Below are 13,638 nucleotides of genomic sequence, written 5' to 3' on the forward strand. Positions count from 1 at the left end.
CTTCAAGAGTTGGTGTCGAGGACGGAGAGCCTGCGGCACTGCACCTGCTAGGCGGGCAGAGGTTCGCAGGCGTCGAGCCACTCCGCCGGTACGCCGTCCAGCCCCGTGCGGGCTGCCACGATCCCGCCCACGATGGCGCAGGTCGTGTCGATGTCGCCACCGGCGGACGCCGTTGCCCAGAGCGCTTCGGGCAGGTCGTCGAGGTGCCGGGCAGCGCACCACACCGCGAACGGCACGGTGTCCGGTGCCGAGATCCGCAGCCCGCTGCCGACCTCCCCGGCGATCCACGAGGGCGAGCGGTCGAAGGGACGCTGCGCCACCCGATGCAGCAGGGAGGCGACCTCGCTCGGCGGCGTCAGCTCCGCCACGGCACCGATGAACCGGTCGGCGGCGACGCCGCGGACGGCGAGCGCAGCCGCGACAGCCACGGCGACCGCACCCGCCACGGCCTCGGGATGGGCATGTGTCACCCGCGCGGAGAGCACCGCCTGCTCGCGTACCCGGTCGAGATCGTCGGCGAACCACGCGCCGAGGGGCGCGACGCGCATCGCGGCACCGTTGCCCCAGGACCCCTGACCGTCGAACTGGCGCGAGGTCACCGCGAGCCACGGCTCGCCCGCACCGATCGCGGTGAGCACGCCGTGCATCGACGGGCCGTAGTTGCGGTGGGCGTCGGCCGCGTAGGCGGCGGCGAACCGGTCCGCGAGCTCGTCCTGCCGGATCTCGCCGAGGTCGACCAGCATGCCGTGGACGGAGAGCGCCATCGCGGTGTCGTCGGTGTAGGGCCACTCGCCGTCCGCGAGCACGCGATCGGCGATCTGCGCGTCGAACCAGCCCGGGGGTCGGAAGAACCAGGTCTCGCCGAAGCAGTCTCCCAGGGCGAGCCCGTGCAGTGAGCGGTCGGCGGCGGCGCGGTCGGCGGTCATCGTCCGATGATCGCAGGCGGCCGGGACGGCGTCAGGTCGTTATCACCGGGGGACGGAGCCGTCGGGCGTGAAACCGACGACGCGGATCAGGCAGGGATCGGGCGGGCCGGGTCGGTGACGAGCTTCACGGCGATCAGCCCGAGCAGGCCACCGGTCACATAGCGCTGGATCCGCAGCCAGCCCGGCTGCCGGGCGAGGAACACCGCGATGGTCCCGGCCGCGACCACCAGGGCCGAGTTCACCAGAAGACTCACCACGATCTGTACGCCACCCAGCTGCACGCTCTGCAGGAGGAGGTGCCCGGCGGGCACGTCGATGAACTGGGGGATGAGGGAGGCGTACATGATGGCGGCCTTGGGGTTGAGCAGGTTGGTGACCATGCCCATCAGGAAGAGCTTGTGCGGCGGGTGCGCGGGCAGCTCGACCGGGGCGAAGACCGAGTTGCCGCCGGGCCGGACCGCCTGCCACGCGAGCCATCCGATGTAGCCGGCGCCCGCCAGCTTCACGGTGAGGTAGAGCTCGGGGACCGCGCTGAAGAGTGCGGAGAGCCCGAGCGCCGTGGCGAAGATGTAGACGACGAAGCCGAGCGCGACACCGCCGAGGGAGATCAGGCCTGCTCGGCGGCCCTGGGTGATGCTGCGGGAGACGACATACATCATGTTGGGGCCGGGGGTGAGCACCATGCCGAGTGCGACGGCGGCGACCCCGAGCACCGCACCGAGACTGATCATGCGTCCCAACCTGCCAGCGCGGTCTGGTCGGGTCGAGCGCCAATCCGGCTCGGGTGGCCTGCGCGGAGATCACGTCTGGTCCGGGGAAGCAGACGTGATCACCGGCCACGATCACGCCTGCTTCGGCGAATCACGTGTGATCTTGCGCGGCGCGGCGCGGCGCGGCGAGGCGAGGCGCGGCGCTGCGCGAAGCGGCTAGTCGAAGGCGCGCAGTGCGATCCGGCTGGCGACCTCGCGGACCGCGTCGGCGAGGTGGCGCAGGCCGGGGTTGCCGTGCCGGTTGGCGAGGCTGCGCAGCCGCTCCCGGTCGTCGCCACCGCCGCCCATCAGCTCGGTGAGGTGCTCCACCTGGGTGGCGAGCACCAGCGAGGCGAGCATCGAGAGCCCGGCGTCGGCGTCGTCGGGGCGGGCGATGCCGTTGCGCAGCCGGACGCGGGGCATCGAGGCGAGGTGCGGGTTGAGCCGGGAGGTGACCTTCTCCCGGCCGAACATGCCCCGGGTCACCTCGGGGCGCAGGTCGCCGCTGGCGGCGAGGCGCTGCGCGATGATCTCGGGCGCCTTGAGGCGGAGGATCTCGACCCACTGGTCGGCGCGGAGCACGCGGGGAGCGGCCTGGAACGCGGCGACGGCGCCGTCGACCACGATGTCGTCGGCGGCCCAGGCGCCACGCAGGGTGACGCTGGTGGGCGTGATGTCGAGGCGGTTGCCGAGGGCGAGCTCGCCGAGGACCGCACCGGCCGTGCCGGTGGCGAAGACCTCGTGGTTGACGTGCAGCTTCCCGCTGTCAGGGTCGTGGCAGAGGAGGAAGTATTCGTCTGCTAGCCGCCGGTATTGCATGTGCGGGGTTCTCCTCATAGCGCCTGGTGCTGCTTCAATCGCCGTTCCGTTGCGGGCATCGTGCACGGGCACATCGTCGATGAACTTCCCGTGGTTTGCAACTTGTCCATGCGTGAGTTTCACGAATGTTGGTTTCGCGGGTATTGCCGCCGCGCAACGAATGTCATTCACAATGATATATAAAAGCTCGCCCCGCACCATTGCGAGTTGTTAACGATGCGGGCTCCATCAATATGGAACCCGCATCGTCAAAGGTCAGCGATGCGACCCGGCGTAGGCGAGGCCGGCCAGCGCCGGCCGCCGTCCGAAGACGTAGAGGCCGATCAGCACGATCACGCCGACGCCCAGCCAGATCCCGCCGATCTGCTGCGCCAGCAGGCGGGCGTTCCAGACCACGCCGACGAGGATCCCGAAGCCGACCAGCGGCAGGATCAGGTGCACGAAGATCCGGTTGCTGCGCTTGCGCACCATGTAGTGCCAGATCACGCTCAGGTGCAGGGTGAGGAAGGCGATCACCGCACCGAAGTTGACCAGGTTGGCGAGGAGCAGGATCCCGTCCGCCCGGGTCGACATGTAGAGGCCGAGGACGAGCGAGACCACGCCGACGAGGAGCACGCTGTTGGTCGGTACGCCGCGCCGCGCCGAGACCCGGGCGAGGAAGCTGGGCATCTGCCGGTCCCGGGCCATGGCGTAGAGCAGCCGCGACGTGGCGACCTGGGCGACGAGCGAGTCGGCGATGCCCCACGCGATGGCGGTCGCCACGGCGGTGAGCACCTGCAGCCAGTTGCCCGCGATGACGGCGGCCGTGTCATAGAAGGCGCTGCCGTTGGGGTCGCCGTTGGCGAGCAGGCCGGCCGGGTCGGGCACGAGGAGGCTGGCGACCCAGGACTGGGCGATGAAGAGGAGTCCGGCGAGGAGCAGGGCGAGCGCCATTGCCCGTCCGATGTGCTTGGCCGGGCTGCGGGTCTCCTCGGAGAGCATCGAGATGCCGTCGAAGCCGAGGAAGGACAGGACCGCGACGGAGACGGCGGCGAAGAGCACGCCCCAGGAGAAGGTTGCGGAGTTGAAGATCGGGTCGAGGGTGAATCCGCGGCCCTTGCCCTGCGCCAGGGCCCAGCCGCCGAGGACGAGGAAGAGGCCGAGGACCGCGAGTTCGGCGATGAGGAACACCTTGATGAAGCTCGCGGTGAGCCGGATGCCGAGGTAGTTGATGATCGTGTTCACCACGATGAACGCGGCGAGGTAGCCCCAGATGGGCAGGATCGGCCAGATCGCGTGCAACGACGTCGCCGCCACGACGTAGAGCAGGCACGGCGCGAGGATGTAGTCGAGCAGGATCGCCCAGCCCGCGAGGAACCCGACGGACGGCGCGATGCCGCGACCGGCGTAGGTGTACACCGATCCGGACATCGGGAACGCCTTGACCATCTGGAAGTACGACGCCGCGGTGATCATCATGGCGAGCATCCCGGCGAGGTACGCGAGGGCCACCATGCCGCCCGATACCTGGAATACGTTGCCGAAGATCGCGAATGGCGCGATCGGCACCATGAAGACCATGCCGTAGAAGATGAGGTCGGGCAGCCGCAACGTCCTGCGCAGCTCTTGGGTGTATCCGAACTGTTCGAGATTGGAGTCGGCAAGGAAAGGGGAGGCCATGGCGAGAGAGGATATCGGTGGCGCCAAATGGCGATGACGGCAGATGCCTCGTTTCCCGTCGCTCCGCGTGCTGGTCACAGAGCGTGAGCACGACCGTCCTAAGTCGATTGTCTGGGCACTATTTGCACCCCCGATGTGGACCGGCAACCTAACGTACTTACTCCGTCTCTTTCAGTAATGATAGATCTATCTCTAGGCGTCGATGACGGCTAGAGTCCGACCTTGCGAGTTGGCAGCCCTTGGGCGCCAAGGGTTCTGGTGTCAAAGGAGCGCTGCATGTGCGGGGTTACCGGATGTATCGACTGGTCAACCGAGGTTATCGACCCGGCCGTGATCGGAGCGATGACCGACACCCTGCAACTGCGCGGCCCGGACGACTCGGGAACATGGCACGCGCCGCACGTGGCGCTCGGGCATACCCGGCTCGCCATCATCGATCTGGCGACCGGATCGCAGCCCATGGTCTTCACCGGCAAGCACGGCAAACCGGTGGCGCTGGTCTTCAGCGGAGAGATCTACAACTACCGAGAGTTGCGGGATGAGCTGCGCCGCCGGGGCCGCGCCTTCCGCACCACCTCCGACACCGAGGTGCTCTGGCACGCCTACGACGAGTGGGGTGCCGGCTGCGTCGAGCACCTCAACGGGATGTTCGCCTTCGCCGTCTGGGACGGCCACGCCCAGGAGCTGCTGCTCGTCCGCGACCGGCTCGGCATCAAGCCGCTGTTCTACTTCCGCACCCCGCACGGCGTCGTCTTCGGCTCCGAGCTCAAGGCCGTGCTCGCCCACCCGGAGGTCCCGGCCGAGGTCGACGAGCAGGGCCTCAACGAACTCTTCGCGATGGCCCCGATGACCACGCCGGGCACGGCCGTCTTCAAGGACATGATCGAGGTACGCCCGGGGTGGCTGGTCCGCGTGAACCGCTCCGGTGTCCGCGAGCACCGCTACTGGCAGCTCGAGTCGCGCCCGCACACCGACGACCTGCCGGCCACGGTGGCGTACATCCGGGAGCTTTTCGACGACATCATCGCGCGACAGTCGGTCGCGGATCGACCCGTCGCGGCCCTGCTCTCCGGCGGGGTCGACTCCAGCGCCACCGCCGCCGCGCTCGCGAAGGTCTTCGCCGCGAGCGGTGAGCCGCTGCCGACCTTCTCCATCGACTACAAGCTCGAGGACGGCGTGCGCTACTCGTCGAGTTCGCTGCACCTCGACAGCGACGCGCCCTTCGCCGAGATGGTCGCCAAGCACATCGGCTCCGACCACACCGCCTGGCAGGTGAGCACCGACGACCTCGTCGGCGCGCAGCAGGAGAGCCGCCGGGCGATGGACCTGCCGTCGCTGCCGCACGTCAACGTCTCGCTGCTGCTGCTGTTCCGCCGGATCGCCGAATACGGCCCGGTGGCTATCTCCGGCGAGGTGGCCGACGAGATCTTCCGCGGCTACCGCTGGCACCGGGACCCGGACCACTACGCCCACGCGGGCTTCCCCTGGGCGTCGACCTACCCGCCCGCGATGGGGCTGCTCGCCCGGGGTGTCCGGCGCCAGCTCGACCCGGAGCGATACCTGCGCGACCGCTACCTCGCGGCGCTCGACGACGTGCCGCACCTCGCCGGGGAGACCGGCGACGACCGGCGCCGACGCGAGGTCACCCACCTGACGATCACGCATTACCTGCGGTTCCTACTGGCGCGCAAGGACCGGGCCAGCATGGCGGCTGGGGTCGAGGCGCGGGTGCCCTTCGGCGACCACCGCCTCGTGGAGTACGCCTGGAACATCCCCAACGAGATCCTCACCGCGGGCGGGATGGAGAAGGGGGTGCTGCGGATGGCGATCGGCGATCTGCTGCCCCGGGAGGTCGCCTGGCGCCCCAAGAGCGGCTACCCGGTGGCGCAGACCCGGCGCTACCAGAAGGTGCTGTGGGGCAGGCTGCGCGACGTGCTCGCCGAGCCGGACGCCCCGCTGCTCACGCTCGTCGACCACGACCGGGTGCACGCGCTGCTGGACGGGTCCGCCGGTGATCTCTCCACCTGGGACAGCTTCCTGCACGTCTCCTACCTGCTCGACGTCAACGACTGGCTGACCGAATACAACGTCCGCATCCGCTGACCCTCACGCAGCGCGACGCGGCCCCTCCCGGTGTCACGTTTTGCAGCAAAGCGTGGCCATGTCGCTTCGCGAAGCCACGCTTTGCTGCAAAACGTGACACCGGACAACGTCAGGGCCTGCCGGCGGGGTACCCGGCAGGCCCTGATCTATCCGTTCAGCGTGCTCAGGTGAGCGTGATCGGCGTGCTCACCACCTGTGCCGGAGCACCCGGGTAGGTGATGGTGATCGACACCGTCACCGCACCCGCCGGGCGCCGAGCCGTGAACCACAGCGTCCCGAAGCTCCGGGAGAGGGGCTCGTAGATCACCGGCACCGGCGAGAGCGACTGCGCGCCGCTCGCCGAGACCTTCACCCGGCCCGACAGCGCCAGCAGCGCCGCGTCGACCAGCGGGATCGGGGTGCCGTTGGCGTCGGTCACCTGGAAGAGCACCGGCACGATCGCACCGCCGGGGTAGCGGGCGCCCGCGGTCGGGGTGATCACCTTGATGGCGTACCGGACGAGGTGGGTGACCGAACCGGCGCTCGCCAGGTGCGACGCGCTGCCGGAGTAGGTCGCCGTCACCTGGTGCGAGCCGACCGTGAGCGAGGAGATCGGGCTGCTCACAGCCGCACCGTTCACGAGCGGGACCGGACCGCCCAGGGGCGCGCCGTCCACCGCGAACTGCACCGTGCCGGTCGGCTTCGGACCGGCCGGGCCGGTCACGGTCGCCGTGAACCTCACCGGACCACCCACCGTGGACGGGTTCACCGACGCGACGACCGACGTGCTCGTCGCCGCCTTGCCGATCGCCACGGCATAGGCCTTGGAGACCGAGCCGACCGGGTTGGTGGCGGTGATGGTGAAGGTGAATCCGCCACCCGTCGTCGGTGTGCCCGAGAGGACACCCGCCGCGGAGAGGGACAGGCCCGGCGGCAGCGAACCGGCGGTGACCGCGAAGGTCACCGGCCCGCCACCGGTGAAGGGCACCGTCGCGTGGTAGGCCACGCCCACCGTGCCGTCGGGCAGCGCGCCCAGCGACCCCTGGTCCACGACGGAGACCGTCAGCGGACCCGACGTGGACGGCAGCAGGTCGCTGCTGCCGGCGTACGCCGCCGTGATCGTGTGCGTGCCGTTGCCGAGCGCCGAGGTCACCAGGACCGCGGTCCCGGCACCCGTGAGCGCCACCGTGCCGATCGGGGTGGCCCCGTCGGCGAAGGTGACCGAGCCGGTGGGTGCGACCGCCGCCGTGACCGTGGCGGTGAGGGTGAGCGCGGCACCGGTCGCGACCGGGTTCGGGCTCGCCGTGACGGTGGTGGCGCTGACGCCCGCACCGATGTGGATCGTGGCCGCGAGGTCGGCGGCGCCGAACGCGTTGGCCGCGTGCACCGTGAAGGCGTAGTCACCCGCGCTGGTCGGAGCCCCGGTCAGCGCGCCCGCGGCGCTGAGCGTGACGCCCGGCGGCAGCGAGCCCGAACCCAGGGTGACCGTCGTCGTGCCGGTCCCCGTCACCGTGAAGGCGAAGGAGTAGGGCTCGCCGACCGTGCCCGCCGGCGGGGTGCCGGTGATGGTGGGCTTGACGCCGAGGTCGATGCCGACCAGGACCGGGTCGTGGTCGCTGGTGCGGAAGCGGTCCGGCGCGTAGAGCGAGGCGATCTGGCCCGCGGTCTTGAAATCGGTGTTGTAGTCCAGCACCGACGGCTCGTCCGCGTTGTGGTGCGCGTCCCCGGCACCGGTGATCTGCGCCGTCAGCGAGCTCGACGACAGCGCGTAGTCGAGGTAGCCCCACTGCGCGTCGAAGACGTACGAGTAGGCCTCCTGGCCGTGGTAGGCCTTGACGAGGTTGGTGTACCCGGCGGCCTCGATCACCGCGATGGGGTCCTCGCCCGCGTAGGAGTTGAGGTCGCCGACGATCAGGACATCCGGGTCACCGGAGCCCGGCACGACGGTGCCGTTGATCCAGCTGACCAGCTCGGTGGCCTGAGCGGTACGCCGGACGTTCCAGCAGCTCTGACCGTCGCCCTGGTCGGTGTCGGGCCCGGAGGTCGGGCAGGACCCCTTCGACTTGAAGTGGTTGGCGATCAGCGAGAACTTCGCGCCGGAAGCCGTCTGGAAGGTCTGCGCCACCGGCCGCCGCTCGAAGATGCTGTTCTGGTCGGCGAAGGTGGCACCGGCCACCGGCTGCACCGAGGCGGTGCGGTAGAGGATGCCGGAGCGGATGGCGTCGGTGCCCGCCGAGTCGACGATGCCCGTCGCGGCGTCGGGGTTGACGAACGCCCAGGCGCCCGGCCCGTCCACCGCGTTGAGCGCGTCCGTCAGAGCCTGCACCGCGCTCGTCGAGCCGTAGCCGTCGTTCTCGATCTCCATGTAGCCGATGACATCGGCGTCGAGGAACCGCAGCGAGGCGACCTCCTTGGCGAGCTGGCGCTGGTACTCCACGTCGCTCGTCGCGCCGCGGCAGTCCGTCGTGCCGCCCTGCGTACCCAGCTTGCACCCGGTGTAGGTGTTGAAGAAGTTGAGCAGGTTGGCACCCGCCACCTTCACGCCACCGGTGCCCACGGCGGGAGCCGCCGTCGGGCGCGGGTTGCCCTCGTCGATGACGGCCGTGCCGCCGAGCGCGCCGAGCGGGCGCAGCCGGTAGGCGTTGCCGCTCGCCGCGTTGCCGGCCCAGGTGAAGGTGAGTACGCCCACCGGCGCCGCGATCGTGTCGCCGCCGCGCACCGTGTTCGCCGCCGAGAGCGGCTGACCGGCCCGGCCGAAGACGATCGGGTCCGGGTTCTGCGCCTGGTTCACGTCATCCAGGATGATCTTGTTGAGGTTGTTGGCCGCCTGGGCAGCCGCGACGGCCGCCGTGTCGGTGGCCCGGATGTCGGCGGTCGGCTGGCGCAGCCGGTCACCGGAGGAGAGCACGAGCTGCCCGAAGCGGCCGAGCTGGAAGTGCTCGGTCACGATCAGCGTCTGGTCGAAGCGCACCAGCATGCTCTCGTAGCGCTCCAGGTCGTCCGCGGTGGCCCGGGGCAGGGTCACGTTGGTCGGCGCGACCGCCGCCTGGGTGCCGCAGGGCGACACACCGGCCGGCGAGGTGGTGAGCTGGGTCTGGCCCTGGAACTCCGAGACCGGACCGGTCACCTCGACCACATCGCCGTTGGCGACGAGGTTGCCGCCGTTGTCGAAGACGAAGATGCCGTCCGAGGTCGCCGGGTCGCCGTCGCCCGCGTCCTGGAGGTAGAAGCCCCGCAGCGCCGGGCTCGCCCCCTCGTAGTCGCCGACGACCGTGCCCCGGACCGTGACGGTCTGACCGGCCACCGGGCTGGTCTCGCCGGTGCCCTGGACCGAGCCGATGGTGGCGACGGCGCCGGTGCAGGCGGGCGGGGAGCCCACCGAGACGGTGGCGCTGGTCGACTTGCGCAGCACGGTCGGCTGCTCCTTGGCGATCACGCCGTCGCCGTAGAGGACGGTGTCACCGGAGTCGGTGAGCACCTGCACGGTGGACGTGTTGAGCAGCGGGTTCGGCACCTCGACGATGCTCTCCGGCTTGCCCGGAGCGGCGGCGGTGTCGAGCGAGCCGGACCGCAGCACCGGCTGGTGGGCGCTGTCGCCGTCCCAGCTGTAGAAGCGGAATTCGCCCGCGGCACCGGTCCCGGCGTCGGTCGGGCCGGCGATGATGACGTACTGGTTGGCGGCGTTGCGACGGAGCTCGCGGACGCCCTTGCCGGCCAGGTCCCAGCTGAGCGGGGTGCCGAAGGCCGCCGTGACGCCGGTGGTCGGGTTGCCCGCGACGAGCGCGGCGATGTTGGTGACCGGTACGACGATCGCCTTGCCGCCGGTGGCGAGCGGCCCCCGGAAGCCGAGCAGCAGCGTCGTGCCGTCCGGTGCGAACTCGGCGGCCTCGATGTTGAAGCCGCTGGGGCCGCCGACGCCGTCGCCCTCGGGCGCCCGGGTGGCCGCCGCGGCGAGGCCGAGCACGTTGCCGTTGGCGGTGTCCCACGCGATCAGGTCGTCGCGCAGGTGCTGGTAGCTGCCGCCGAGCGCGATCGTCGTCGCCGTCCCGGTGCCGGTCACCGTGGTGGCGAAGAGCTCCTGGCGGTTGAGGCGGGTGTTGCCCGAGGAGTTCTGCCCCTGCGAGCCGACCCAGTAGATCGTGTTGCCCGAGCGGGCCGCCGCCTCGATGTCGATCTCGCGGGTGACGTTGGCGTCGCGCAGGGCCAGCCCGGCCGCGCGCACGTCGAAGGTGGCCGCCGGGTAGCGGGAGTGGTCCCGGTCGTAGACCCGCAGCACGTTCGTCTCGTCGTCGGCCACGATCATCGCGCCGTCACCGAGGTCGACCGCGGTGCTCGCGTCGCTCGCGCCGTAGTGGTTGTGGGTTCCGGCGGGCAGCGCCGCCGAGACCGCCACCGGGAAGCTGGTGCTCGCGGTGAGGTCGCCGTCGGAGACGGTCACGGTGAGCGTGGCCTTGCCGACCCCGACCGGGTTGACCGTCAGGGTGCGGGTCGCGCCCGTGCCGGTGGTGCCGCCCGTCGCGACCGCCGCGTTGCTGGAGGTCACCGCCACGGTGAGGCTCGCGATCGGGCTCTCGGCGTCGGTGACCGTCACCGTACGCAGGGCCGGCGGGTTGTCCGGGTCGCCGATCGTCACGGCGAGGTCCTCGACCGGCGCGGGGCTGATGCCCGGTGCGGTGTTGGGCGTCGCGGAGACGGTCACGGTGGCGGTGGCGCTGTCGACCTGGCCGCCGGGTCCGGTGACCCGCACCCAGAACGAGACGGTCGAGGTGAGCGCCGGGGTGGTGTAGGACGGCGAGGTGGCGCCGCCGATCGGGTTGCCGGTGTCACCGGCACTGCCCGCGTACCACTGGTAGGTGAGCGGGCCCGTGCCCGTGGCGGTGACCGACAGGGTCGTCGTGGTCCCGGTCGGGATGGTGACGTCCTGCGGCTGCGCGGTGATCGAGGGAGCCACCGTCGCGGCCGACGGGGCGAAGGCCACGCCGCGCAGGGCGGTGTTGGCGGCGGCCGTCAGCAGCACCGTGCCGGTCGCGGCGATCGGCGCGTTGAAGGCGGCGGTGTCCTCGACCTTGACGAGCTGCGTGCCGGTGGCGCTCGTGGTGGCGTAGAGCGTGACGGTGGAGCCGGTGATCGAGCCGGTCACGCCGCGCGCGCCGCTGGCACCCGGGCGGAAGTTGCCGCGGGCGGTCCACGCCGTGCCGTCGAAGGAGTATTTGACGATGCCCCCGTTGGGGCTGCCCGAGTCGTCGGCCACGTAGAGCGTGTCCACTCCGGGCACGCCGGGGTCGCGGTCCAGAGCCGTGAAGGTGTACGGGCTGGTCACCCCCGTCACCAGCGACGGAACCTGCCCGCCGCTAATCGGCAGGCCGGACCCGACGGCGTAGACGCCGGTCGGCGCGCTGCCCGTCGAGGCGTAGAGCTGGCCACCGGCGATGCCGACGGCGCGGATGTTGGTCGGCGCCGCGCTGTTGATCTGCGTCGAGGCACCGGTGCTGCCGAGGGCGGCGAGCCGGACACCGCCGTTGGCGCCGACCGCCCAGAAGCGGGAGCCGTCGTCGCTGACGACGCCCCGGATGTTGTTGCCGCTGAACGTGTCGGTGATCGCCGTCGAGGTGTTGACGGTGGCGCTCGCATCCACCCGACCCGCGACGCGGGCGACGGTGGCGGTGCTGGTGCCGGCGACGGCTGCCGTACCGGGGTCGGTGTCGTAGCCGCCGAGCGTCAGGAAGTGGCCGTCGGCGGAGAGCGTCAGCGTCCCCTCCGAGGTCGCCGACCCGCTCAACGTCAGCCGGCGGTTGGCGCCGACGGTCGCGGTGGGCATCGGCACGGAGCGGACCAGGGTGCCGGACGGGGTGAACTCGTCCAGGAAGACCGGGGTCGCCGCGCTGCTCAGAGCGCCGCTGCCGTCACCGACCCGGAGAACCACGAGGTTGCCGGGGGTGAAGTCGGCTGCGGCTGCCGGCAGCGAGCCGAACGTCGCGGCGGCTGGGATCACCAGTATCGCCGCAAGGGAGCGGATGAGATTTCGGCGGAGCCTGTGACGCACGGGGATTACCTCCGTTGGAGGAAGGGCGGGGGCTAGGGCATGGTGAAGCCCGATCCCCGTCACGTTAGGCGTCCGGGCCCTGCCGACCAAGCGTGGCGCGGCAGGATTCAGCCGATCGCCATCAGCCGGTCAGCCATCCTTCACCCGCCCCGATCTGCGGTTTTCCCCTTACCCCCGCCCGATGTGCGCCGGTTGTGCACACATGTTGATATGCGAATATCTAGCTGATCGGCGGAGGGCTGGGGTGCCGCAGGGTGAAGGCGTGCTCGGTCGGTCCGTGCTGCTCCAGATGGGCCAGCCGATCGGCCGCCTCGGCGAGGTCGGGGATGTGGCCGACCGGGACCCACCAGAGCACGAGGTGCCCGGTGATGTTCTCGTGATCGAGCCATTCGCGGCGGCGGCGCAGATAGTCCAGGTGTCCGCTGTTGTAGGTGTAGTCGCGCAGCGACTCGACCGTCTCCCAGACCGACATGTTGACGATGACGTTGTCGCCGAAGGGCGTGACGATGTCGATCGCACCCTGCTCGGCCTCGCCGATGAGGCGCCACACGTAGCCGGGGCTCGACTCCGCGAGGTCGTTCAGCGGCGCGAGGCCGTCGAGGAAGGATCGGAACCGGGGTGAATCGATCGGGAAGCGGGCGCGGGCGATGTTGAGCTGGGCGAGGTGGTGGGCCATGCCGGTCATGTTAAAACAACACTAGTTAGTTTTAGACTTCAGGGTCACGCAGCAGCGGCCCGGTGCCGGGTCCAGGCGCGCCTCGCCGGGCCAGCCGGCGCCCTCGGTGATGCCCTCCAGCAGGGCCAGGTTCATGCCGCAGATCAACGGGGGGAACTCCCGGGCGGCCGCCGCGAAGGGGCAGTTGCGCAGCGTGATCGTGCCGTCGGGGGCGGTGCTGGGTGCGTACCCCCGCTGAGTGAGGAACTCGACCCGGTCGGCGCCGGGACCGGCCGCACGGCCCGCGACCACCCCCTGGACCCGGGCCACCGCGACCGCGACCAGGTCCGCCCCCGCGCGGTCGAGCGCCTCCGCGAGCAGGACCGAGAGATCGCCATAGGTACGCGGCGGCAGGCCGACGGCGATCTCGCCCGGCGCGATCCGGTAGTGCTTGGCCGGGCGCCCGGCACCGGGACCCGAGCGGCCCTCGGGCCGGGCGAAGCTCACCTCGACCAGGCCCACCTCGGCGAGTTTGTCCAGGTGGAAGGCGGCGAGCGTGCGCCCGATGCCGAGTGCCGCGGCGACCTCGTCCCGGCCGATCGGCCCATCGGCCCGGGTGAGCAACTCGTAGGCCCGCCGTCGGGTCGGGTCCGTCAGCGAGCCGATCGCCGCCACCTGAGCATCGTCCATGCTCGGATTCTATCG

At 70.8% G+C, this 13,638-nt stretch carries 8 protein-coding genes; 1 reads left to right on the forward strand and 7 read right to left on the reverse strand.

Annotated elements, in window-relative coordinates:
• Positions 1–47: 47 nt before the first annotated feature.
• From F4553_RS30135 to F4553_RS30150, 4 genes are all read right to left on the reverse strand, one after another.
• On the reverse strand, positions 48–926 hold the full coding sequence (locus F4553_RS30135; protein WP_184842724.1) for an ADP-ribosylglycohydrolase family protein: 879 nt from the start codon (positions 924–926) through the stop codon (positions 48–50).
• A gap of 86 nt (positions 927–1,012) precedes the next feature.
• Positions 1,013–1,657, reverse strand: a complete 645-nt coding sequence (locus tag F4553_RS30140; protein ID WP_184842727.1) for a LysE family translocator — start codon at positions 1,655–1,657, stop codon at positions 1,013–1,015.
• 195 nt (positions 1,658–1,852) lie between these two features.
• Entirely contained in the window at positions 1,853–2,494 is a 642-nt protein-coding gene (locus tag F4553_RS30145) for a GOLPH3/VPS74 family protein (protein ID WP_184842730.1), read from the reverse strand.
• Between the two features lie 255 nt (positions 2,495–2,749).
• A complete protein-coding gene (locus F4553_RS30150) occupies positions 2,750–4,153 on the reverse strand; it encodes an APC family permease (RefSeq protein ID WP_184842732.1) in 1,404 nt (467 codons plus the stop codon).
• A 276-nt stretch (positions 4,154–4,429) separates the two neighbouring features.
• On the opposite strand from F4553_RS30150, the gene asnB reads away from it, so the two are divergent.
• The gene (gene asnB / locus F4553_RS30155; RefSeq protein WP_184842735.1) at positions 4,430–6,256 is read left to right on the forward strand and encodes an asparagine synthase (glutamine-hydrolyzing); all 1,827 of its coding nucleotides are present in this window, start codon (positions 4,430–4,432) and stop codon (positions 6,254–6,256) included.
• A gap of 163 nt (positions 6,257–6,419) precedes the next feature.
• Here the strand turns inward: asnB and F4553_RS41980 are convergent, their stop codons facing one another.
• The 3 genes from F4553_RS41980 to F4553_RS30170 all read right to left on the reverse strand — a co-directional run bounded on the left by F4553_RS41980 (position 6,420) and on the right by F4553_RS30170 (position 13,623).
• A complete protein-coding gene (locus F4553_RS41980) occupies positions 6,420–12,227 on the reverse strand; it encodes an ExeM/NucH family extracellular endonuclease (protein WP_312875444.1) in 5,808 nt (1,935 codons plus the stop codon).
• Between the two features lie 271 nt (positions 12,228–12,498).
• Positions 12,499–12,954 carry a DUF3291 domain-containing protein gene (locus F4553_RS30165; RefSeq protein ID WP_221470536.1) on the reverse strand — a complete coding sequence of 152 codons (456 nt, stop codon included), beginning with the start codon at positions 12,952–12,954 and terminating at the stop codon, positions 12,499–12,501.
• A gap of 21 nt (positions 12,955–12,975) precedes the next feature.
• Positions 12,976–13,623 carry a helix-turn-helix transcriptional regulator gene (locus tag F4553_RS30170; RefSeq protein WP_184842741.1) on the reverse strand — a complete coding sequence of 216 codons (648 nt, stop codon included), beginning with the start codon at positions 13,621–13,623 and terminating at the stop codon, positions 12,976–12,978.
• Positions 13,624–13,638 lie beyond the last annotated feature (15 nt).

It is taken from the genome of Allocatelliglobosispora scoriae (assembly GCF_014204945.1).
Classification (GTDB): Bacteria; Actinomycetota; Actinomycetes; order Mycobacteriales; family Micromonosporaceae; genus Allocatelliglobosispora; species Allocatelliglobosispora scoriae.